This is a genomic window from Deinococcus budaensis (assembly GCF_014201885.1).
Lineage (GTDB): Bacteria > Deinococcota > Deinococci > Deinococcales > Deinococcaceae > Deinococcus > Deinococcus budaensis.
On sequence record NZ_JACHFN010000001.1, the window covers coordinates 186,630 to 208,474 of the forward strand.

Sequence of the window (21,845 nt, forward strand, 5' to 3'; positions counted from 1 at the left end):
GGCGTAGGGTGCGCGCATGACTCCGCACCAACGCCCACTGGGCCGCACCGGCCTGCACGTCACCGAGATCGGCTACGGCGCCTGGGGCATCGGCGCCGACATGTGGAAGGGCGCGCAGGACGACGAGAGCCTGACCGCGCTGCGGCGCTACGTTGAGCTGGGCGGCAACTTCATCGACACCGCCATGGGCTACGGCGACGGCCACAGCGAGCGGCTGGTCGGTCAGGTGGCCCGCGAGCACCCCGGCACGCTGGTCGCCACCAAGATCAGTCCCAGGAACGGCGAATGGCCCGCCGCGCCTGGCACGACCGCCGAGCAGGCGTTTCCCGGCGAGCACGTCATCCGGTGCACCGAGGCCAGCCTGGAGCGGCTGGGGTTGCCCTCCATCGACGTGCAGCAATTTCACGTCTGGAACGATTCGTGGCTGGGGCAGGGCGACTGGCAGGACGCGGTGGCGCAGCTGAGGCGCGACGGCAAGATCCGGCACTTCGGCATCTCCATCAACGACCACCAGCCCGAGAACGCCGTGAAGGCCGTCGAGGCGGGCGCGGTGGAGACCGTGCAGGTGATCTACAACGTGTTCGACCAGTCGCCGCAAGACCGCCTGCTCGACGCCTGCCTCGCCAACGGCGTCGGTGTGATCGTGCGCGTGGCGCTCGACGAGGGCAGCCTGACCGGCAACATCACGCCGGAGACGACCTTTCCGGAGGGTGACTGGCGCCACCGCTACTTCGGCGGCGACCGCAAGACCGAGTTGCAGCCGCGCCTGCGCGCCATCGAGACGGCCCTGGGCATCCCGACCGCGCAGCTTCCCGAGACGGCCCTGCGTTTCGTGCTGAGCCACCCCGCCGTTAGCACCGTGATCGTGGGAATGCGTAGCGCCCGCAACGTCGAGCGCAACCTCGCGCTGGCCGATGGCCGGGGCCTGTCCGCCGAACAGGTGCAAAAGCTCCACGCCCACCGCTGGGACCGCAACTGGTACGGCGCCGCCGACTGAGGGGGGCGAGGGGTGGAGTGCGGGGGAGGAGGCGGATCCGGGTCCGCCTCCTCCCTTTTTTCGGGGGCTCGCGCGCCGTCTCGCAAACCGGGACTCGGCCGCAGCGGATTGAGCGTTTCCTCAGCGATCCGGGAAGCGGCGCGCCCTCCCGCTCCCCTACAGTGCCCGGCGGAGGTTTTGCCTTGTCCAGCGTGCCCGACTCCAGTCTCTCCGCCGACCGCCCTACCGGGTCCGGCGACCACCTGCGCGACATCCTGCGGCTGGCCGTGCCCGCCAGCGTGGAGGGCGTCGTGCAGCTTGTGTTCAACTTTCTGGCCCAGCTGATCGTGGCGACCCTGGGCGCGACAGCGGTAGCAGCGGTCGGGTTTTCCAACAATGTCACGCTGCTGCTGATCTTCACGCTGGGCACGCTGGGGTCGGGCGCGGGGATCCTGGTCGCGCGGGCGCACGGGGCCGGCGACCGGGGGGCGGTGGCGCGGACCTCGGGGACGGCCCTGCTGCTCGCCGCTGCCCTCACGCTCGCGCTGGTGGCGGGGCTGCACGCTTTCGCCGCGCCGGTGCTGAGGACGCTGGGCGCTCCGGCCGAGCTGACCGAGGCCGCCACGCCCTTTTTTCAGGTCGCGCTGCTGAGTGTGCCGCTGATCGTGCTCAGCGTGGTCGCCGGAAGCGTGCTGCGGTCGCTGGAGCAGCCGCGCGTGCCCATGCTCGCCACATTTGCGGCGGCGGCGGTCAACGTGGCGCTGGGGTACGCGCTGGTTCACGGCGCGGCCGGATTGCCGCGGCTGGGGCTGGCGGGCGCGGCCTGGGGGGCGCTGGGCGGGCAGGCCTTGCGGGTGGGCCTGCTGGGCTGGTTCCTGTACGGGCGGCGCGGGGTGATTGCCCCGGCGTGGTCCGGCCTGGGGGCAGGCGGGCGGGTCCTGATCCGCGAGCTGCTGCACCTCTCGCTGCCGCTGGCCGCCACCCAGCTCGCCTGGAGCGGCGGCAACCTGCTGTACGCGCTGCTGCTCGCGCGGCTGGGCACGGCGGCGCTTGCCGGGGTGCAGATCGCGTCCACCCTGGAGGGCATCTTCGTGGTCGCCTCCTTCGGGCTGGTGCCTGCCGCGACCGCCTTGATCGGGCAGGCGGTGGGCCAGCGCGACGAGCAGCTCGCCCGCGAACGTGCCCGCGCCGTCGAGCGTTTCGGGCTGGTCACGGGCGTGGCCTTTGGGGTGCTGTTCGCCCTGACGGCCCTGGCGCTGCCTGCCCTGTATCCCGGGGTGGGCGCGCAGGTTCGTGAGATCGCCCTGGGCGCGATCCTGATCAACGCGGCGGTGCAGGTCGTCAAGGTCGCCAACATGGTGCGCGGCGGCGGCGTGCTGCCCTCGGGCAGCGACACACGCGGCGTGCTGATCGGCGACGCGGTCAGCGCCTTCGCGGTCGGGCTGCCGCTGGCCTACCTGCTCGCCTTCGGGCTGGACCTGGGCGTCTGGGGGGTGCTGATCGCCCGGGTGCTGGAGGAGATCGTCAAGGTCGCCATCTTCACCTGGCGCGCGAAGAGATTGTCGTGGGGCGCGGTGGTCGCGGGGCAGGCGGCGCTTCCGGCAGCGGCGGATTGAGCGCGCCTGCGGGCAGGCTGGATCAGGGGCGCCGCTGCATCAGCGCCGTGCGTTTGCAGCGGGCCACCACCTCCCCGCGCTGGTTGATCGCCCGGTGCTCGACGGTGACGATCCCGGCGTCCGGGCGGCTGCGGCTCGTCCGGGTGTCCAGTACCTCCGACTCGGCGCGGAGGGTGTCGCCGTGAAAGACGGGCCTCGGAAACACCACGTCGGTCAGGCCCAGGTTGGCGATCAGGGTGCCCAGCGTGAGTTCGTGCACGCTCAGGCCGACCAGGAGGCTCAGCGTCAGCAAGGAGTTCACCAGCGGCTGCCCGAACTCGGTCTGGGCGGCGTACTCGCGGTCGAGGTGCAGCGGCTGCGGGTTCATCGTCAGGGTGGTGAACAAGACGTTATCGGCCTCAGTGAGCGTGCGGGTGACCCGGTGGCGGATCACGGTGCCGGGCGGCAGTTCCTCGAAATAGCGGCCCTGGGGGCGCAGCAGGTCTTCGTTCATGGGGAGCCTCCGGGGAGTGGGCAGGGGGCAGTGGGGGCGGTTACTTCGTCTGTTCGCGGGCGTGCAGGATAGCGCGGGCTTTTGCCAGCATCGGCTCGTCGACCATCTGGCCCTCGAAGCTGAAGGCGCCGTGCCCCGCGAGGGCGGCCTCGTGCGCGGCGTCGAGCAAGCGGCGGGCGCGCTCGGCCTCGGCGTCGGTGGGACCGAAGTAGTCGTGGGCCAGCGCCACCTGCGCCGGGTGAATGCACAGCTTGCCGCCGTAGCCCAGGGCGCGGCCCTGCGCGGCGTCGGCGCGGAAGGTGGCCGCGTCGTTCAGCGCCGTGACCACGATGTCCAGCGCGTGCACCCCGGTCAGCCGGGCGGCGAGCGCGACGTGCGAGCGGGCATAGAGCACCTCCAGATTTCCAGGGGTACGGCTGCCTCCCAGGTCGGTGGTGTAATCCTCCGCCCCGAAGTAGGCCCAATGCACGCCCTCGTCGGCCAGAATCTCACGGGCATTCCAGACGCCCGCGCCCGTCTCCAACCCGGCGAGAAGGGGGAGGTCCAGCCCCCGCGCGGCCAGCGCCTCCCGCACCCGCCGCACGTCCGCCGCCGACTCCAGCTTGGGCACGACGACCCCCGCGAGTTCAGGCGTCAGCACCGCGAGGTCGTCCCCGAAAAAGGGCGAGTGCGGCGCGTTCACCCGCACAAAGACCGCGAGGTGCGGCGCGGCGGCGATCAATTCGCGGGCGGCGTCGCGGGCCACCGGGCGCGCGGCGGCCTTGGCTTCCGGGGTGCCCGGCACGGCGTCTTCGAGGTCGATGACCACGGCGTCGGGGCCAGAACGGGGCAACTTGGCGATCAGGTCGGCGCGGTTGCCGGGCGCGAAGAGGACGCTGCGGGGCCGCAGGCTGGGGTCGGAGGCTGGCACGCCGCCCAGGATACGGGCAGAGTGGGAGGCATGACCTCCCCGGCGCCCTTCGAACTCGGCCTGTATTCCTTCGGGGACCTCACGCCCGATCCGGCGGGCCGGGTCAGCCTCAGCCCGCCGGAGCGCCTGAACAATCTGGTGGAGGAGGCCGAACTCGCCGACCAGGTGGGCCTCGACGTGTTCGGCCTGGGCGAGCACCACCGCCCCGACTACCTGGTGTCGTCGCCCGCCACGGTCCTGGCGGCGATGGCGGCCCGCACCCGCCGCATCCGCCTCACGAGCGCGGTGACCGTGCTGGGCACCGACGACCCGGTGCGCGTCTACCAGGCGTTCGCCACGCTCGACCTGCTCTCCGGGGGCCGCGCCGAGATCATGGTGGGGCGCGGGTCCTTTGCCGAATCTTTTCCCCTCTTTCTGGGCGGCATGCCCGCCGACTACGACGCCCTCTTCGCCGAGCGGCTGGAGCTGCTGCTGGCGGTGCGCGGGGCCGAGCACGTGACCTGGCAGGGCCGCACCCGGCCGCCCCTGCGGGACGCGGGGGTCTACCCGCGCCCGGAAGCCCCGCTTCCGCTGTGGCTGGCGGTCGGCGGCACGTCCGCTTCGGCCCGGCGGGCGGGCACCCTGGGCCTGCCGATGGCGCTGGCGATCATCGGCGGGGCGCCCGAGCGCTTCCTGCCGCTGGTGCGCCTCTTCCGCGAGTCGGCCCAGGCCGCCGGTCACGGGGCGCTGCCGCTGGGTATCAACGCGCACGGGTTCCTGGCGGACACGTCACGGGCGGCGGCGGACCTCGCCTTTCCCGCCCACGCCCTGGTCATGAACCGTCTGGGGCGCGAGCGGGGCTGGGGGCCGATGGACCGCGCCCACTTCGAGGCCGAACGCTCGCCGCGCGGGGCGCTGTTCGTGGGAGACCCCGATGAGGTGGCCGCCAAAATCCTGGCCCAGCACGAGCTGTTCGGCCACACCCGTTTCCTGATGCAGATGAGCGTGGGCACGCTGCCGCACGCGCAGATGCTGCGTTCCATCGAGTTGTTCGGCACCCGGGTCGCGCCCGTGGTGCGGGCGGAGGTGGCGCGGCGTCAGGCCAGCCTGGGCCTATAGGGCCAGTTCGTACCGCACGACAAAAAAGCCCTTCACCGTCCGCTCGTCCACCGCCCGGAAGCCCGCCGACTCGTAGAGGGCGCGCAGCTTGGGGCGCTCGGCAGCGGTGTCGAGGCGTAGAAACGCACCTCCGGCCTCCCGGGTCTCGCGCGCCGCCTCACCCAGCAGCCGGTGGGCCAGCCGCCGCCCCTGCGCGTCCGGGTGAACGCCGAGCTTGTGCAGATACCGCGCCTCGCCGGGCGGGTCCCCAGGCCAGAAGAGGGGGTCTGCGTCCAGCAGCGCGAAGGTCCCGACCGCCTGCCCGCCGCGCCACGCCACCCGCCAGCTTGCCAGCGGGTAGTGCCGCAAGAGCCGCTCGGGGGTCAGGCTGGGCACGGGCCAGAGGGCCTCGCCGCGCTCCAGCAGCCGGGTCGCGGCGGCGGTCAGCACGCCGGAAGCCGCCCCCAGGTCGCCCCGCGTGAGGGTCAGCCCGTCCATTCAGCCCCCCAGCGGCGGCGCGGGTTCGATGCCGCTGGCGTAGAGCGCCCCGTCCCGAAGCTCCAGCCGCACGCGCGGCAGCGGCCCATTCGCCTTGCCGAAGACCGCCTGTCCCGCCTGCAAGGGGTCGAAGACGCTGTAGTGGCAGGGGCAGCCCAGTTGCGGGTGCCGCTCCCCCGGCGGGGGGCGGTAGTTGTAGGCAAAGGCCAGCACCTCGGGGTCGCGCACGAGGTGCACTGGGCAGCCCAGGTGGGTGCAGATGCGGCTGTAGGCGACGAGGTGGCGGCCATCCACGCTCAGGCCCCCCGGCACCGGCCCCGGCACCCGCAGCGCCAGGCAGGGCCGCCCCGCGTAGGCAAAGGGCACCTCGGCCCAGACCTCCCCGAACTGCCCCAGGGGCGCGACCTGCACGGCGCCGCCGCCCGCCACGAACTCCGGCTCGCCCGGCTCGCGCTTGCCGAAGGTCACCCGCGAGGCGTACCAGCCCATGTACCCGAAGGCGCCCAGCGTGCCCGCGACCGGCACCACCCACCAGCGTTCCAGCACGGCCCGGCGGGTGAGCCTCATACGGATTCCGGTGAAACAGTGAGAAAACCTGGTCCATCCGGGCAGACTGGTCCAGCTCCGCAGGAGAGCGAGCAGGAACAAACGGGTGCCGGGAAAGGACTTCTCCCCTCGGCGCTCTCCCGGGTTGACAACGGAGTGGACGGAAACCGGATCACTCGCCTTCCTTCTGCCAGCGCTCCAGCAGATCGAGCAGGGCATTCAGCTCGGCGGGCTTGAGGCCCGGATAGGCGGGCATGGCGCCCTTGCCGTTCACGATCACGCCCCGCAGGGCTTCCCGTGAGAGGTTCGACGCCCGCAGGCTGGGACCCAGCGCCCCGCCCCCGCCGTCCGCCCCGTGGCAGCTCGCGCAGTTCGCGGCGTAGACCCGCAGGGCGGGGTCGGCCTGGTTCTGGCGGGCGCGGATGGCGGTGATCGTCTCGTCCGCGTCGCGGCCCGAGGGGTTGAGCGTCCGGTAGCGCTCCAGGGCCGTCAGCGCCTCCTCGTCCTGCCCGAAGCGGGCCAGCGCGTAGCCCAGAAAGAGCTGCGACTCCGCCTCGCGGGGGGCGAGCTGCGCCGCCGTGCGAATCAGGAGGAAGGCCTGCTGCGCGTCACCTGCGCTGATCTCCTGCCCCGGCTGGCCGGGCCGGGTGAGCAGCAGGATGCCCAGCCGCCGCAGCGCCTCCGGCTGGCGGGGGTCGAGTTTCAGGGCGCTCCCGTAGGCCGAGACCGCCTGGTCGTAGGCGCCGCTGTCGAAGGCGGCCTGGCCCCAGGCGAGGAAGTCGGCGCTCTGCCCACTGGCTTCGGCGGCGCGGCGCAGCTCCGGCAGGGCCAGAGCGTTTTGCACCACCTGCGCCTCACCCGCGCCCAGCGACGCGAGCTGCCAGCGCGGCACGAAGGTCAGCGCTCCGGCGGCTGTGAGCAGCGCGGCGGCCCCGACCCCCAGCAGGGCCAGCCTGCGGGTGTGCCCGGCGCGGCCCGCCGGGGGCGGCGCGGGCGGCAGGGCGTCCAGGCCGCGCAGCGCCAGGGCCGCGCGGCGTTCGAGGTCGGGGCGCCTTCCCTCGTCTTCCAGCGCCGCGAGTTCGGCGTACAGACGGTCACGCTCGGCCGTCAGGCGCCCGCGCTCGGCGGCGTCGGGGTCCGCCGGACTTCCGGCCCGCAGCGGCTCGAGCGTCAACCACAGCGACACCAGCACGATCAACGCCAGCAGCACCACGCCCAGGATCACGCGCCGCCCCCTTCACCCGGCGCGTCCCGCCGCGTGCGCCGCTGCACCTCGGCCAGGTAGGGGTCGAAGGGATCGTCGAGCGCGGGCGCCGTGACCGGAGCCGCCTCCCCGGCCTCCACCCGCCCGCGCCGCAGGAAGCGCAGCAGCAGCGCGCCGCCCGCTGCCAGCGCGAGCACGGGCGCGCCCCACAGCAGCACCCCTGCCCCCTCTTTGGGCGGGTCGAGCAGCACGAAATTGCCGTAGCGCGCCGCGAAATAGGCGTAGACCTCGCGGTCGCTGCGCCCGGCGGCCACCTGCTCGCGCACGTCGCGCAGCATCTCGCGGCTGATGTCGTTGGTGCTCTCGGTGATGGGCACCCCCGTGCAGATCGGGCAGCGCAGGTTATCCCCCAGCCGCTCGGCCCGCGACTCCTGCGCGGGCGTCAGGGCGAGAGACGTGGACATTAGCAGGCAGAAGGCCAGAGCCAGGGAGCGTAGCCCTGTGGGCCGCAGGCCGCTGGACGCTGACCGGCTCACAGCCCCGTCACCCCGATCTTCTCCAGGCCGACGTTCAGCCGCTCGCGGGTCAGGCCGCCCCGGTCCACGTGCCGGATCACGCCCTCCGCGTCGATGAACACAGTCTCGGGAATCCCGGCCACCCCGTAGTTGATGCCGGTCTTGATGCCGGGGTCGCGCAGGTTGGGGTAGGCCAGCGCGTACTCCTGAATGAAGTCGCGGGCGTTTTGCTCCTTGGTCTCCTGAAAGAGGATGCCCAGGATCGCCGGGCCGTTCTCGCCGCTCCGGCGCTCGCCCAGTTCGCGAAACAGCGGCGCCTCCTCGCGGCAGGGCACGCACCACGACGCCCAGAAATTCAGCACGACCGGGCGGCCCTGGAGAGCGGCGAGGCTGACCTGCGCTCCGTCGAGGCTCTCCAGCGTGAAGGCGGGGGCGGGTTTGCCCACCAGCGGCCCGCCGTCGGTCGCGTTGCGCGCGGGATTGAGCAGCGCGGCGCCCAGCACGGCGACGAGCGCGGCGGCGATCAGGGGCGGAAGCAGCCGCCGCCAGAGGGGGGCAGGAGCCGGGGTCGGAGGGGAAGAGGGGGAAAGGTCAGTCATGGGTCACTCGCTTCAGTCGGTCGCCGGGGCCGGACTCAGGGCGGGGACGCGGGCGGGGGCGGCCCGGCGCGGCGGGACCAGGGTCAGCCCGGCCCCCAGCACCACGATCAATGTGCCCCACCAGATCCACGACACCAGCGGACTCTCGATCAGCCGCACGCTGACCCACTTGCCCCCCGGGTCGAAGGCGGTCGCCACGAGGTAGGTGTCGCCCAGCAGGCCGTAGCGCACGGCGGGCGCGGGAAAGAGGGTGTCGCCGCCCTGGACGTAGGTGTTCATGCGGGTCTCGAAGGGGCGGCCGTCGATGCGGACGCGCGCCACCGCCGAGGTGCCGTAAGGCTTTTGCTCCAGCCGGGTGCCCTCCAGCGCCAGCGTCTCGTGCAGCAGCCGCACCGGGGCGGCGCCCGCGTTCAGCGTGATCTGCGCGTCCTGACGGTAGGCGCCTGAAAAGGCGATCCCCAGCGCCATCACGACCAGCCCGGCGTGGGCGAGGTAGGCCCCGTAGCGGCGGGGTTGCTCGCGTACCAGCCCCGGCAGCCCGCCGCCGCGCCCCCCCGCCCGGTACTGGCGCAGCGCCCGCGCGGTCAGCAGCCCCAGGCCGACGAGGTTGTAGGCCGACAGCGCCACCGTGCCCAGCACGCCCCAGCCGCGCAGGCCGAACGCGAAAGCGACGAGGGCCGCCCCCAGCCCGGCCAGCAGCAGGGGCCGCAGCGCCCGCCACAGGCCCTGGCCCTCGGCCCGGCGCCACGGCAGCAGCGGCCCCACGCCCATCAGCCCCAGCAGCCCCAGCCCCAGCGGAATCGCGAAGGCGTTGTAAAAGGCCGGACCCACCGAGGCGTCACGCCGTCCCTGAATGGCTTCCACGAAGGTCGGAAAGAGGGTTCCCACCAGGACCATCACGGCGAACACCAGAAAGAGCCAGTTGCCCGCCAGGAACGCCCCCTCGCGGCTCAGCGCGGCGGGGGCTTCGCCCTCGTCACGCAGTTGCGGGGCACGCCACGCCGCCAGACCGATCCCGGCGATCAGCAGGAACGCCAGGAAGCCCAGGAACACCGGCCCCACCGGCCCGCCCGCGAAGGCGTGGACGCTCTGCACGATGCCCGAGCGGTTCAGGAAGGTGCCCAGCACGGTCGAGGCGTAGGCCAGCACGATCAGCCAGACGTTCCACGAGCGCATCAGGCCCCGGCGCTCCTGAATCTGCACGCTGTGCAAGAAGGCGGTCGCCAGCAGCCAGGGGATGAATGACGCATTCTCCACCGGGTCCCAGGCCCAGTAGCCGCCCCAGCCCAGCGTCTCGTAGCTCCACCAGCCGCCCGCGACGATGGCGGCCGTCAGAAAGGCCCAGGCGGTCAGCGTCCAGCGCCGGGTCGCCACGACCCAGTGGTCGGAAAGCCGCCCGGTCACCAGCGCGGCGACCGCGTAGGCAAAGGGCACCGCGAGGCCCACGAAGCCCAGGTACAGCAGGACCGGGTGAACGGCCATCATCCAGTGGTTTTGCAGCGCGGGGTTGGGGCCACGCCCGTCGGCGGGAATCTGCGCCAGCGGTGTAAAGGGGCTGGCGATGCTGACGCACACCCCCACGAAAAACAGCAGGCTGGCAAACATGGCCGCCAAGGCCCAGGGCCGCAGCGCGTCGCGCCGCAGGGTCAGGCTCAGGACGAAGGCGTACCCCGCCAGCAGCCAGGCCCACAGCAGAATGGAGCCTTCCAGCGCCCCCCACAGGCTGGTTACCTTGATCCAGGTCGGGGAGGCGCGCATGGAATGCTCGGCCACGTAGCGCACCGAGAAGTCGTCGCGCAGCAGCGCCGCCATCAGGACCACCGTGGCGAGGGAAACCAGCGCGAAGACCGCCCACATCGCCCGCCGCGCCGCCTCGGTGGCCCGGGTGTCGGCCTTTAGGCCCCCGACCACCGCCAGCCAGCCCCCGCCCAGGGTGAAGGCCAGGGCGCCGAGCAGCGCGAGTTGCCCCAGGGCGCCCGCCGCGCTCGCCTCGAAAGAGATCAGGTTCAGCACGGGATCACTCGCTCTGCTGGCGCAGCAGGTCTTTCAGCTCGGCCTGTGTCTGCGGCACGTTGTATTCCTCCGAGTGCTTCACGACCAGCTCGGAGGCGTGGAAGGTCTCGCCCTGAAACTCGCCGCGCACGACCACGCCCTGGTTTTCCTTGAACAGGTCGCTGACCGCGCCCACGTACTGCACCGGAAAGGTCGCGCCGCCGTCGGTCACGTCGAAGCGCAGGTTGAGGGTCTGCGGGTCGTAGTTCACGGCCTTGACCAGTCCGCCGATTCGCAGCGGGCGCCCTTCCAGCTCCGAGCGCTGCTGCACGTACTCGGTGGGGGTCACGAAGTATTCCAGGCTCTTGCCCAGGTTGCCAAAGGCGATAAAGGAGGTCAGCCCGACCAGCGCCAGCACCCCCAGCACGGTGGGCAGGGGACTGCGCCGCCGCCGCCGGGCGCGCGGAAGCGGGGTGGGGGAGGGCGCGGTCATCGCCGCTCCTCGTCGCGCACGGCCCGCAGCTTCCACCAGATCCAGCCCAGGTAGGCGGCCAGCAGCACAAAGGTCACCACGTACACGACGACCACATATCCGGTGTACTTATCCACGGGCGGCCTCCAGTCCATTCAGGTCGTCCATCAGTTCGCGTTCCTCGCGCGCCTCCTCGCGGGCGGCCAGGATCGCGCGCACCCGCAGCAGGTAGACGTACAGCAGGGTGAAGGCGAAGGTCGCCACCATCAACACCAGGCCGTACACGGGCGCGGCATTCCAGCGAGCGGACCAGTCCAGATCGCCCAGCAGCTTCAAGGTCTGCGTCTGGTGCACGCCGCGCCACCACTCGACCGCCATGTAGTTGACCGGCACGTACAGGGTGCCCACCAGCCCCACGACCGCCGCGATCCGCGCCCGGCGCTCGGGGTCGTCAATCAGGCTGCGGATCAGCAGATAACCGCCGTACACGACCAGGCTCAGGGCGGTGGTGGTCAACCGGGCGTCCCAGACCCAGTAGGTGCCCCAGGTCGGCTTAGCCCACAGCATCCCGCCCACGATGGTCGCTGCGGTGAACAGCACCCCGATCTCGGCGCTGCTCAGGGCCAGGCGGTCCCAGCGCCTTTGCCGGGTCAGCAGGTACAGCAGCCCGAACAGCCCGGTGCCCCCATAGGCGAGGTAACTCAGCCACGCGGTCGGCACATGCACGAAAAAGAGCCTTACCAGCGATCCCTGGTTGAGGTCCAGCGGCGCGCTGAGGCCCAGGGCCACGGCCACTCCCAGCGCCAGCAGGGTCGCGGCCCCCAGCAGCGTCGTCACGCGGTCTTGTCTCATGTCACTCCCTATTCTGACCCGCGCGCCGCCCGCATCACCGTGAGGCAGGGGAAGCGCAGGAAACCTTCGTGAGCGCAGCATCGCGTCTGGCACAGGCTGGGGCAAGTGCGAGTGTCCCCGGAGAGAGGGCGGCCCCAGGGCACGAGGCCGCAAGGTGCAGGCCAGGAGCGCCGAGGTGTCCGCCCCCTGACTCGCGGCCCCGCCCTCCCGCCTGCTACGGTGAGGCCACGCCCAATTCACCCGGAGGTTTTCCCGCCATGAAGCGTTCCCGCGTCCTGTCCCTGCTGGCCCTCGCCGCCGTGTCTGCCGCTGTCCTCGCCGCGTGCGCGCCCTCGGCCACCACCGCGCCCGCCGCTCCGCTGCCCGACCCGGCGACCTACCGCCCCGCCGATGCTCCGGTCACCGTCCCCGGCATCGGGGAGGTGGGGCGCTGGATGATCACCAAGACCCTGGTGCCCGCGACCTGGCTGGGCGAGAAACTCGGTGGGCGCACGCTGCGCGAGCCGGTCAACGTGCTGCTGATCGACCGCGTGGCCCGCACCCCTGAAGAAGCTACCACCCGCCTGCTCGCCGCGATGAGGGCGGCCGGCTACCCCCCGCGCGGCGGCCATTCGACCGGCTACTGGGGCGAGGTGGGCGGGCGCCTGTACCCCATGCTGCCCACCGGTGAGGGCGAGGCCTTCAGCGACGATCCCTTCTTCGTGCCCAACAACCACGGGCGAATCTTCGGGCCGGTGCCGGTGGAGGGCGGTTTCGCCTTCACGGGGGCCTTCAGCCTGGAGGGCATCCGCCTCTTTCCCCGCCCCGGCCATCCCTACCGCTCCTTTCAGGTCGCCCGCGAGGACCTCGCCGACCGCCTGAATGGGCGCAGCGCCTTCAAACGGGCCGGATACGTGGAGATGGGGTCACGCCTCGACACGCCCACCGAGACGACCGGGGACCACGACGGGCGGGCGGTGCTGCTGGTGGCGGGGGGGTAGGGAAAGGAGACGTAAGGGCGGGCTTCAGGCGTAGATCAGGCACCCCCGCGCCTCCAGCTCGGCAAAGGCCGGAGGCAGGGTGCTCAGCCGGTTCCAACGCAGGTCGAGCTTTTCCAGCCGGGGCAGCGCGGCGAGTTCCGGCGGCAGGGTCGTCAGGCGGTTCGCCCGCAGGTCCAGAACGCGCAAGCTCTCCAGTTCCGCAAGCGAGGCGGGCAGCTCCGTCAGCCCGTTGAAACGCAGGTCGAGTTCGCCCAATGCGGTCAGCCGCCCGATCTCGTCCGGAAGCGCCGTGAGGCGGTTGCCCTGGGCCATCAGCTTGCCCAGCCGGGTGCAGCGCCCCAGCTCGGGCGGCAGGCGGGTCAGGCGGTTGTTCATGACATGCAGTTCGCGCAGCTCGGACAACTGGCCCAGACTGGCGGGCAGCGCCGTGAGCGCGTTGTTGTAGGCGCGGAACTCGACCTGCCTGCCAAGTTCGCCCAGCCACCCGGGAAGCTGCTCCAGCGCGTTGTCGGTGACGTTGAGGTACGCCAGGGACCGCAGGTGCCGCAGAGACTCCGGCAGGGCCGTCAGCCGGTTGTTGCTGAGGTACAGAAAGCGCAGTTCGGCCATCCCGGCGAAAGCGTCCGGGAGCGCCTCCAGCCCGTTGTGCCCGAGGTCGAGCATCTCCAGCCCGGTCAGGTTGCCCACTCCTGGCGAGAGGTACGTTAGCCGGTTGGCCGAGAGGTTCAGGGTCCGCAGCCCGGTCCAGCTCCATAGCCAGTCCGGGACGGTGGTCAATGCGTTGTCGTAGACACTAAGCGTCCGCGCGTGGGTGCAGCGGCGCAGGCTCCCGGGCCACTCCGACAGGCCGCAGCCGTTCAGATTCAGTTCGTTGGGCAGCCGCTCCGCGTCCTGTTCGAGCGCTGCCAGCAGTGCGGGACCGCGTGCGCCAGTGGGGTGCTGGTGGCTCGGCGGGAAGACATCCGGGGTGGGCATGGGCCACTGTATCCGTCGCCGTCCTAGCCCTCCACCGCGAAAGGAAACAGCAGCGTCGCCAGAATGACCGTCCCCAGGTCGAAGGCGGCCAGAAAGACCACCCAGGTCGTGACCTCGGGGGTCCAGCCAGCGGTCAGCAGCAGGCTGGTGCCCTTGACGGTGGCGATCACGACCGGCACCAGGATCGGAAAGGCCAGCGCCGGGAGCAGCGCCTCGCGCGCCCGCAGGCTGACCGTGATCGAGCCGTAAAACGTCGTCCCCGCCGCGAAGCCCACCACCCCCAGCGCCGAGAGCAGCGTCAGCGCGGGCCACGGCACCGCCCGCCCCGCGCCCGCCGCGCCGAAGAGGACCAGCCCCGCCGGCAGCGTGAAGGCGGCGACCAGGCAAAGCGGCCCCAGCACCCCCAGCAGCTTGCCCAGGTACAGCGCCCCGTGCGGCCCCGGGTAGAGGGTCAGCTGCTCCAGCGCTCCCGCCTCCTGCTCCTGCGCGAAAGCCCGCTGGGCGCCCACCGCCGCCGCCAGAGCCAGCGCCGTCCACACCGCGCCCGCCGCCACTCCCGCCGTCTGCGCCGGGGTCCGCCCCGAGGTGTCCCCCCCCAGCGCCAGCCCCAGCACCAGCAGCACCAGCCCCGCGAAAAAGGCGGTCGCCAGCAGCGTGTCGCGCGTGCGCCCGGCCACCCGCAGGTCCTTGGCGGCGACGTGGAGGGCGGACTTCATGGGGCGCCCGGTGGGCGCCGGAAGTGGAAAGTGGAAAGTGGTGAGCAGAACAGACCAGGCGACCCATCCCCCGACCCCTGCTCCCTGCCCACTGACCTCACGCCTCCTCCACTTTCCCGCCCGCCACCCGCAGCGCCCGGGGCGCCACCTGCCGCGCGAGGTGCGGTTCGTGGGCGGCGATCACTAGCGTCACCCCGCGCCCGGCGAGGTCGCCCAGCAGCTCCAGCACCAGCGTGCGCCCCGCGCCGTCGAGGTTGGCGAACGGCTCGTCCACCAGCGTGAGGGGCCGGGCGAGCAGGTGCGCCCGCGCCAGCGCCAGCCTTTTGCGCATCCCCGCCGACAGGAACCGCACCCGCCGCCCCGCCGCCCGCTCCAGCCCGACCCGCCGCAGCGCCCCGGCGGCGTCTCCACGCTGCCCGTGCATCTTCAGGGCAAAGTCCAGGTTTTCCGTTCCGGTCAGGTCGGGATACAGCCCCGCGTCCACCGGCATCAGGTGAACGAGGTCGCGCACCGCCCGCGAGTCGCGCAGGTCGAAGCCCAGCACCCGGCCTTCCCCCCGGGTGGGCCGCAAGCCCGACGCGATCAGGCGCAGCAGCGTGGTCTTGCCCGCCCCGTTCTCGCCCAGCAGCGTGACGCCCCCTCCGGCGGGCACGTCCAGCGTCACGCCGCGCAAGATGACCTCGCGGCCCAGGCGCAGCCACACGTCGCGGAGTTGCAGGGCGTGGGAGGAAGCGGGAGGCGGGGCGCGGTGCGCGGTGAGAACAGTTTTTTCCTGCGCCCCGCGCACCGCGCCCTGATCCCCTACAGCGTCAGCCACGCCGGCATCACCTCATAGAAAAAGGTCGCCAGCCGCGTGAACTGCCCGGTCAGCATCAGCACGCCGACGACGACCAGCACCGCGCCGCCGACCTTCTCGAACAGAGGGGCATAGCGGTTGAGCCGGCGCAGGTTCAGCCGGTTCCACAGCAGCGCGGCCAGCAAGAAGGGGAGCGCCAGCCCCAGCGTGTAGGCGGTCAGGAGGCCCACGCCGGTGCCCAGGCTCGCGCTGCTGGCCGCCAGCCCCAGGATGCTGCCCAGCGCCGGGCCGAGGCAGGGACTCCAGCCAAAGGCGAAGGCGGCGCCCAGCGCGACCGGGCCGTACCCCCCGGCGTCGGCCAGCGCCCGCGTGTCGCGCATCAGGAAGGGCAGCCGGATCACCCCCAGCATCACCAGCCCGAAAAAGACGATCAGCGCCGCCGCCACCTGCCCCAACACGAACTTGTAGGGCGCCAGCAGCGCGCCCAGGCTGCTCGCGGTCGCCCCCAGCGCGATAAACACCAGCCCGAACCCCAGGATGAAGCCCAAGGCCCGCACCAGCGGCGCCCGCGCCCCCCCGATCACGCCCAGGTAACTGGGCACCAGCGGCAGCACGCACGGACTCAGAAACGAGAGCAGGCCCGCCAGAAAGGCCACCGTGACGGACGGGGCGCCGGGGGAGACGAACATGGGGCGAGTCTAGCCCAGCCGCAGGGGGCGGGCGTCCCCCGGCCGCGCCTCATCTTCCTCATAGGCTGGAGAGCACGCGGGATGTGAGCTTTCGTACACTCGGCCTCAGCGGGCGCTTGGCCGGACACCTGCCGGGCGCCGCAGCCTGCGCAGAGACTGGGCAGGCCGGAGTCCAGGCACCTTCGCCATTCACGCTCAGGTGGGAGGGCAGATCGCATGTCGGAGGAGACGCGGACCGCTTCCATGCCTATCCGCACGCCGGACCAGCGGCTGCGGGTGTTCGTGAGTTCGACCTTGCAGGAACTCGCCGAGGAGCGCCGGGCCGCCCGCAGCGCCATCGAGCGGCTGCACCTGTCCCCGGTGCTGTTCGAACTCGGCGCCCGGCCGCATCCGCCGCGCGAACTGTACCGGGCCTACCTGGCGCAGTCGGACGTCTTCGTGGGCATCTACTGGGAGCGCTACGGCTGGGTCGCGCCCGGCGAGACGGTGTCGGGCCTGGAGGACGAATACCGTCTGAGCGGGACCCGCCCCAAGTTGATCTACGTCAAGACCCCGGCGGCCCAGCGCGAGGCGCGGCTCGCGGGGCTGATCGAGCAGATTCAGCGCGACGATCAGGCGAGCTACCGGCCTTTTGCGGGCGCCGAGGAGCTGCGCGAGCTGCTGGAAAACGACCTCGCGCTGCTGCTCACCGAGCGCTTTGACCTCGCGCGGGCCGGGGCCGGGCCGCAGCCGCAGGACGCGCCCCCGGAGGTCCCGCCGCCGCCCGCGCCGCTGCCCCAGCCGCTCACGTCGCTGGTGGGCCGCGAGGCGCAGCTCCAGCGGATCGGCGCCCTGCTGGCCCGGCCGGGGGTGCGGCTGGTGACGCTGCTGGGTCCCGGCGGCATCGGCAAGACCCGGCTGGCGCTGGAGGTCGCGCGCCGGGCGCTGGCCGAGGGCCGCTACGCAGGCGGGGTGCGCTTCGTGGGGCTGGCGAACGTGCGCGAGCGCGAGGGCTTCGCGGCGGCGCTGGCCCACGCCCTGCGCCTGCCCGAGCGCGCGGACCGTCCGGCGCTGGACAGCGTGCAAGACGCCCTGCGCGGGCAGCGGCTGCTGCTGCTGCTGGACAACTTCGAGCAGATGCAGGGCGCGGCGCCCGATGTGGCGGGGCTGCTCGCGGGCCTCCCGGACCTCCAGATTCTGGTGACCAGCCGCGCGGCCCTGCGCCTCAGCGCCGAGCAGGAGTGGCCGGTGCCCCCGCTGGAGCTGCCGCAGGGCGACGGCGAGCAGGACGCGCAAGGCAGCGAGGCCGTGGCCCTGTTTGTGGAACGCGCCCGCGCCGTGCGGCCCGACTTCGAGATCACGCGGCAGAATCTGCCCGCGCTGCTGGCGATCGTGCGGCGGCTGGAGGGGATTCCGCTCGCCATCGAACTTGCCGCCGCCCGGCTGCGGACCAGCACGCCCGAGCTGCTGGCCGCGCGGTTGGCCCGCGGCCTGGACTGGCTGGGCGGCGGCCCGAGCGACGTGCCCGAACGCCAGCGGACGCTGCGGGCGACCCTCGACTGGAGCTACCAGCTGCTCAGCCTGCCCGAGCAGGCGCTGCTGCGCCGCCTGGGCGTGTTCGTGGGCGGCGCCTCTCCGGAGGCGGTGGAGGGCGTGTGCGGCGAGGCCTGCCGCGAGGTGGGCGGCACCGGAGACGCCCTGGACGCGCTCGAACGCCTGGTGGATCACAGCCTGGCGCGCCAGGAGGAGCGGGAGGACGAGGTCCGGTTCAGCCTGCTTCAGTCGGTGCGCGAGTACGCGCTGGCGGGGCTGGCGGCCCACGGCGAGGAGGAGGCCGCGCGCGCCGCCCACGCCGCCGCCTTTCTGAAGTTCACCGAGGCGACCGTCCCGCTGCTGTTCGGCCCCGAGCAGCTCGCGGCCCTGCACCGCCTCGACCGCGACGCGGGCAACGTGCGCGCCGCGCTGCACTGGCTTCAGGCCCACGACCTGGAAGCGGCCCAGCGGTTGACCGCCTGCCTGCGCTGGTACTGGGACGCGCGCGGCCTCTTCAGCGAAGGGCGCCAGGAGAGCGCGGCGGTGCTGGGGGGCGCCGGGACCCCGCCGCTGGTCCGGGCGGGCGCCCTGCTGGCCTCGGGAATGATGGCCTGGCGCCAGGGGGATTACGCGGGCGCCCTGCCGCAGCTGGAAGAGGCGCTGGGGCTGGCCCGCTCCTCGGGGGACCGGCGGCTGGTCGCGGCCAGCCTCCAGCTGCTCGGGAACCTCGCCGCGCACCAGGGCCGCTCTGGAGACGCCCGCGCCGCGCACAAAGAAGCGCTGGCGCTGCGCCGCGAGCTGGGCGACCCGCGCGGCGTGGCCGACTCGCTGTTCTCGCTGGGCAACGTCGCGCTGCTGCGCGGCGAGCTGGCCGAGGCCCGCCCGCTCTACCAGCAGAGCCTGACCGGCTTTCAGGAGGTGGGCGACCGCGCCAGCGCGGGCTTCGCGCTGATGAACCTGGGGGTCGTCGCGCGCTTCGAGGGCAACTTCGCGCTGGCCCGCACCCTGACCGGGGACGCGCTGGAGGTGGCGCGCACCCTGGGTGACCGGTTGCGGGTCGCCAACGCGCTCCAGAGCCTGGGCCTCATCGCCGCCGACGAGGGCGACAACGCGGAGGCGGGGCACTTTCTGGAAGAGGCGCTCGCCCTGTACCGCGCGTGCGGGCACCGCTACAAGGCGGCGTTCGTGCTCAGCGAACTCGCCACCGCCCTGCGCCGTTCGGGCGAGCTGGGCCGCGCCCGCACCCTCTACGAGGAGGGCCTGCGTGCCCACCGCGAGCTGGGCGACGGTCCCGGACTCGCCTTTGCGCTGGTCGGGCTGGCCCAGCTGGAGCGCGAGGAGGGGCGCCTCGACCGCGCGGGGGACCTGCTGCGTGAGGGCGTGCCGCTGGCCCTCGACCGCGCCGACGGCACCACGGCGGCCCGCGCCCTGGAAGCGCTGGCGGCCCTGCGCGTCGCCCAGGGCTGGCCCGAGCGCGGCGCGCGGCTGTTCGGCGCGGCCGAGACCCTGCGCGAGACGGCGGGCATCCCGCTGCCGCCCGCCGCCCAGCAGCTGCGCGCCCGCGAGACGGCGGCGGCCCGTCAGGCGCTGGGGGGCGCCCGCTTCGCCGTCCTGTTTGCCGAGGGCTGCGCGCTGACGCCCGCGCAGGTGCTGGCGGAAGAAAGCCTGACCCCCGCCGCGTCCAGCGAGTCTGCCTCGGGGTCGCGTCCCGCCCAGGCCGAGCACACGCCCGCGTGAAGCGGGACTGGAGGGGAAGCGGGCTTACAGTTCCTCGAAAAACTCGCTGTCCACGCGGTGGATGCGGTAGGTCTCGCGGGTCAGCACCCCCACGCCGGAGTCGATCATCAGCCGGGCGAGCTGCGGGCCGTCGATCAGGATGATGCTGCCGATGTGGGAAGCCGTGTTTCTCGCGCCGTCACTGAACCCCGACGTGGTGATAAAGACGCCCTTGCTGGCCTTGTGATAGGTCAGGCTGCCGGAAAAGGTGCGAATTTCCGGGCTGTGGACGGTGTTCTGCCAGCGTTTGGCCTGAAGGTAGATGCGGTCGAGGCCCAACGGGTCCTGCTTGATGACGCCGTCGATGCCGTTGTCACCGCTGCGGCCCAACGCCTGTCCCGCGTCGCGCACGTTGCCGCCGTAGCCCAGCGCCACCAGTACCTCCACCACCAACCGCTCGAACTGAGCGGGCGTGAGCTGCTGAACCTGCGCGAGCAGCTCGTCCGCAAGGCTGGCCGTGAGTTCGGCATAGAGAGTGGAGAACTGTTCTTCGGGAGAGAGGAACGGCAGAGCTTGCTGTGCGGGCGCCCGGGTTTCCTCCCCGGCTTGTGCCGGCTCCAAGTGTGCTGTGCCCTGAAAGCGGGCAAACTCGGGAAAGGCGAAGAGCTGCTTGGTGGTGACGCCTCCTGGAGAGGCCGTCAGCAGGTCGCGGCCGCGCGGGGTAATTTCGACCGTCCCGCGCTGCGGACTTTGCACCGCGCCTGCTTTGAGCAGATACGTCTTGGCCCAGCCGATGCGGTTCATGTAGGTCGGCTGGCGACCGCTGGGCAGCATCTCGGCCAGCTCCGCCTCGTCGAGACCGAACTCGGCGGCCAGGCGGACGTAGAGGTCGCGCATCTTCCAGACCTGGCCATCACTCAGCGCGAGGAGCAGGGGGCGCATGAACGCCTGGTAATCGGGGAGGGGCACCCGGTCAGTGTAGGGAAAAGGGGCTGCTGACCTGCGCTCAGTCCGTCACCGCGCCGCGCGCCGCGCTGCTTACCACCCGCGCGTATTTCGCCAGCACGCCCCGCCGGTACCTCGGCTCGGGCGGGGTCCAGGCGGCCCGGCGGCGCTCCAGCTCGGCTTCCTCCACGTGCAGGGTCAGTTCGCAGGTCTCGGCGTTCAGCTCGATGGTATCGCCCTCCTGCACCAGCGCGATGGGGCCGCCGACGTAGGCCTCGGGCGCCACGTGGCCCACGACCAGCCCGTAGGTGCCGCCGCTGAAACGCCCGTCGGTGATTAGGCCTACGCTGTCGCCCAAGCCCTTGCCGATAATCGCGCTCGTCGGCGAGAGCATTTCCCTCATGCCCGGGCCGCCCCTCGGCCCCTCGTAGCGGATCACCAGCACGTCCCCGGCGCGAATGCGGTCTGCCATGATCGCCCCCATGCACTCCTCCTCCGAGTCGAAGACGCGGGCGGGGCCGGTGATCTTGATGGACTTCAGGCCGCTGATCTTGGCGACCGACCCCTCCGGCGCGAGGTTGCCGCGCAAGATGGCGAGGTGACCCTGGCCGTACAGCGGCTGCGTGAAGGGCCGGATCACGTCCTGGCCCGCGTCCGGCTCCTCCGGCTCGTCCGCGAGGTTCTCGGCCACGGTTTTGCCGGTCACCGTCAGGCAGCCCCCATGCAGCAGGCCCGCCGCGAGCAGCATCTTCATCACGCGCGGGATGCCGCCCACCTCGTGCAGGTCGGTGGCGACGTAGCGCCCGCTGGGCTTGAGGTCGCAGAAGACCGGCGTGCGCTCGCGGAGGCGCTCGAAATCGGCCAGGTCGAGCGGCACATCACAGGTGTGGGCGATCGCCAGCAGATGCAGCACCGCGTTCGTCGAGCCGCCGACCGCCATGACCACCGTGATGGCGTTCTCGAAGGCTTCTTTCGTCAGGATGTCCAGCGGACGGATGTCCTGCTCGATCAGGTGCAGCAGGGCGCGGGCGCTGTCGGCGCTGGAGGTGGCCTTTTCGGCGTCCACCGCGCTCATGGTCGAGGAGTACGGCAGGCTCATCCCCATCGCCTCGAACGCACTGCTCATGGTGTTGGCGGTGTACATGCCGCCGCACGAGCCGTTGCCGGGGCAGGCGCGGCGCTCGATCTCCTGAAAGTCCTCGCGGCTGATCTTGCCCGCCCCGAAGGCCCCCACCGCCTCGAACACGCTGACGATGGTGAGGTCTTTCCCGTCGTAGTGGCCGGGTTTGATGGTGCCGCCGTACACGAAGATGGCCGGGATGTTCAGCCGGGCGATCCCGATCATCGCGCCGGGCATGTTCTTGTCGCAGCCGCCCACCACGATCACGCCGTCGTGGCTCTGGCCCCGGCTGACGGTCTCGATGGAGTCGGCAATCACCTCGCGGCTGACGAGCGAACACTTCATGCCCTCGGTGCCCATGCTGATGCCGTCGGACACCGTGATCGTCCCGTACACCTGCGGCATCGCTCCGCCCCGGCGGATCGCGTCCGTGATGTGGTCCGCCAGCTCGCCCAGCCCGTTGTTGCAGGGGGTGATGGTGCTCTGCGCGTGCGCCACGCCGATGATCGCCTTGTCAAAGTCGCCGTCCCCGAAGCCCACCGCCCGCAGCATCGCGCGGTTGGGCGCCCGCTCGTCGCCCTGGGTGACGTGGTGGCTGTTCCAGTTGGCCCTGCGCCCGGTGCGGGTGTCGGTCATGCCCCACGCT

Annotated in this window: 22 protein-coding genes; 5 read left to right on the forward strand and 17 right to left on the reverse strand. The window is 72.2% G+C overall.

Features of this window, described 5'->3' with window-relative positions; genetic code table 11:
• Positions 1-16 precede the first annotated feature (16 nt).
• Together HNQ09_RS00935 and HNQ09_RS00940 are read left to right on the forward strand one after the other, a co-directional pair.
• Positions 17-997, forward strand: coding sequence for an aldo/keto reductase (locus HNQ09_RS00935; RefSeq protein ID WP_184024230.1), 981 nt, complete (start codon positions 17-19; stop codon positions 995-997).
• A gap of 191 nt (positions 998-1,188) precedes the next feature.
• Positions 1,189-2,592, forward strand: coding sequence for an MATE family efflux transporter (locus HNQ09_RS00940; protein WP_184024233.1), 1,404 nt, complete (start codon positions 1,189-1,191; stop codon positions 2,590-2,592).
• A gap of 22 nt (positions 2,593-2,614) precedes the next feature.
• Here HNQ09_RS00940 and HNQ09_RS00945 read toward each other — a convergent pair whose 3' ends face one another.
• Both HNQ09_RS00945 and HNQ09_RS00950 read right to left on the reverse strand, forming a co-directional pair.
• Positions 2,615-3,085, reverse strand: coding sequence for a MaoC family dehydratase (locus HNQ09_RS00945; RefSeq protein WP_184024236.1), 471 nt, complete (start codon positions 3,083-3,085; stop codon positions 2,615-2,617).
• Between the two features lie 40 nt (positions 3,086-3,125).
• The gene (locus HNQ09_RS00950; RefSeq protein ID WP_184024240.1) at positions 3,126-3,995 is read right to left on the reverse strand and encodes an aldolase/citrate lyase family protein; all 870 of its coding nucleotides are present in this window, start codon (positions 3,993-3,995) and stop codon (positions 3,126-3,128) included.
• A 30-nt stretch (positions 3,996-4,025) separates the two neighbouring features.
• Between HNQ09_RS00950 and HNQ09_RS00955 the strand changes: the two genes are divergently transcribed.
• The gene (locus HNQ09_RS00955) at positions 4,026-5,093 is read left to right on the forward strand and encodes an LLM class flavin-dependent oxidoreductase (protein WP_184024243.1); all 1,068 of its coding nucleotides are present in this window, start codon (positions 4,026-4,028) and stop codon (positions 5,091-5,093) included.
• Here HNQ09_RS00955 and HNQ09_RS00960 read toward each other — a convergent pair.
• The 9 genes from HNQ09_RS00960 to ccsA all read right to left on the reverse strand — a co-directional run bounded on the left by HNQ09_RS00960 (position 5,088) and on the right by ccsA (position 11,750).
• Positions 5,088-5,570, reverse strand: a complete 483-nt coding sequence (locus HNQ09_RS00960; RefSeq protein ID WP_184024246.1) for a GNAT family N-acetyltransferase — start codon at positions 5,568-5,570, stop codon at positions 5,088-5,090. The two genes, HNQ09_RS00955 and HNQ09_RS00960, sit on opposite strands and share 6 nt — an antisense overlap.
• Positions 5,571-6,137: a Rieske 2Fe-2S domain-containing protein gene (locus HNQ09_RS00965; RefSeq protein ID WP_184024249.1), complete on the reverse strand. Its 567-nt coding sequence runs from the start codon at positions 6,135-6,137 to the stop codon at positions 5,571-5,573.
• 151 nt (positions 6,138-6,288) lie between these two features.
• Positions 6,289-7,341 (reverse strand): c-type cytochrome, encoded by a 1,053-nt coding sequence (locus tag HNQ09_RS00970; RefSeq protein WP_184024253.1) that lies wholly within the window; start codon positions 7,339-7,341, stop codon positions 6,289-6,291.
• Positions 7,338-7,784, reverse strand: a complete 447-nt coding sequence (locus HNQ09_RS00975) for a cytochrome c-type biogenesis protein (protein ID WP_184024256.1) — start codon at positions 7,782-7,784, stop codon at positions 7,338-7,340. The genes HNQ09_RS00970 and HNQ09_RS00975 overlap by 4 nt, the downstream gene beginning before the upstream one ends.
• Positions 7,785-7,852: 68 nt before the next feature.
• Positions 7,853-8,434: a TlpA family protein disulfide reductase gene (locus HNQ09_RS00980; protein WP_184024259.1), complete on the reverse strand. Its 582-nt coding sequence runs from the start codon at positions 8,432-8,434 to the stop codon at positions 7,853-7,855.
• A 12-nt stretch (positions 8,435-8,446) separates the two neighbouring features.
• Entirely contained in the window at positions 8,447-10,447 is a 2,001-nt protein-coding gene (locus tag HNQ09_RS00985) for a cytochrome c-type biogenesis CcmF C-terminal domain-containing protein (protein ID WP_184024262.1), read from the reverse strand.
• Between the two features lie 4 nt (positions 10,448-10,451).
• Positions 10,452-10,919 (reverse strand): cytochrome c maturation protein CcmE, encoded by a 468-nt coding sequence (gene ccmE / locus HNQ09_RS00990; RefSeq protein ID WP_184024265.1) that lies wholly within the window; start codon positions 10,917-10,919, stop codon positions 10,452-10,454.
• Positions 10,916-11,035 (reverse strand): heme exporter protein CcmD, encoded by a 120-nt coding sequence (ccmD, locus tag HNQ09_RS00995; RefSeq protein ID WP_184024268.1) that lies wholly within the window; start codon positions 11,033-11,035, stop codon positions 10,916-10,918. Before ccmD ends, ccmE begins: the two co-directional genes overlap by 4 nt.
• Positions 11,028-11,750: a cytochrome c biogenesis protein CcsA gene (gene ccsA / locus HNQ09_RS01000; RefSeq protein WP_184024271.1), complete on the reverse strand. Its 723-nt coding sequence runs from the start codon at positions 11,748-11,750 to the stop codon at positions 11,028-11,030. The genes ccmD and ccsA overlap by 8 nt, the downstream gene beginning before the upstream one ends.
• Before the next feature lie 257 nt (positions 11,751-12,007).
• On the opposite strand from ccsA, the gene HNQ09_RS01005 reads away from it, so the two are divergent.
• Positions 12,008-12,730: a hypothetical protein gene (locus HNQ09_RS01005; protein ID WP_184024274.1), complete on the forward strand. Its 723-nt coding sequence runs from the start codon at positions 12,008-12,010 to the stop codon at positions 12,728-12,730.
• 24 nt (positions 12,731-12,754) lie between these two features.
• On the opposite strand, the gene HNQ09_RS01010 is transcribed toward HNQ09_RS01005, so the two are convergent.
• The 4 genes from HNQ09_RS01010 to HNQ09_RS01025 all read right to left on the reverse strand — a co-directional run bounded on the left by HNQ09_RS01010 (position 12,755) and on the right by HNQ09_RS01025 (position 15,906).
• Positions 12,755-13,705, reverse strand: a complete 951-nt coding sequence (locus tag HNQ09_RS01010; protein WP_184024276.1) for a leucine-rich repeat domain-containing protein — start codon at positions 13,703-13,705, stop codon at positions 12,755-12,757.
• Between the two features lie 23 nt (positions 13,706-13,728).
• The gene (locus tag HNQ09_RS01015) at positions 13,729-14,421 is read right to left on the reverse strand and encodes a heme exporter protein CcmB (protein ID WP_184024280.1); all 693 of its coding nucleotides are present in this window, start codon (positions 14,419-14,421) and stop codon (positions 13,729-13,731) included.
• Between the two features lie 97 nt (positions 14,422-14,518).
• Complete coding sequence (locus HNQ09_RS01020; RefSeq protein ID WP_221269522.1) at positions 14,519-15,139, reverse strand: ABC transporter ATP-binding protein; 621 nt, start codon at positions 15,137-15,139, stop codon at positions 14,519-14,521.
• An 83-nt stretch (positions 15,140-15,222) separates the two neighbouring features.
• Positions 15,223-15,906 carry a cytochrome c biogenesis CcdA family protein gene (locus tag HNQ09_RS01025; RefSeq protein ID WP_184024283.1) on the reverse strand — a complete coding sequence of 228 codons (684 nt, stop codon included), beginning with the start codon at positions 15,904-15,906 and terminating at the stop codon, positions 15,223-15,225.
• A gap of 243 nt (positions 15,907-16,149) precedes the next feature.
• Here HNQ09_RS01025 and HNQ09_RS01030 point away from each other — a divergent pair, with 243 nt between their 5' ends.
• Positions 16,150-19,155: a tetratricopeptide repeat protein gene (locus HNQ09_RS01030; protein WP_184024286.1), complete on the forward strand. Its 3,006-nt coding sequence runs from the start codon at positions 16,150-16,152 to the stop codon at positions 19,153-19,155.
• Positions 19,156-19,179: 24 nt separating this feature from the next.
• Here HNQ09_RS01030 and HNQ09_RS01035 read toward each other — a convergent pair whose 3' ends face one another.
• Both HNQ09_RS01035 and ilvD read right to left on the reverse strand, forming a co-directional pair.
• The gene (locus HNQ09_RS01035) at positions 19,180-20,103 is read right to left on the reverse strand and encodes a restriction endonuclease (protein ID WP_184024289.1); all 924 of its coding nucleotides are present in this window, start codon (positions 20,101-20,103) and stop codon (positions 19,180-19,182) included.
• Positions 20,104-20,140: 37 nt separating this feature from the next.
• Positions 20,141-21,835 (reverse strand): dihydroxy-acid dehydratase, encoded by a 1,695-nt coding sequence (ilvD, locus tag HNQ09_RS01040; protein ID WP_184024292.1) that lies wholly within the window; start codon positions 21,833-21,835, stop codon positions 20,141-20,143.
• Positions 21,836-21,845 lie beyond the last annotated feature (10 nt).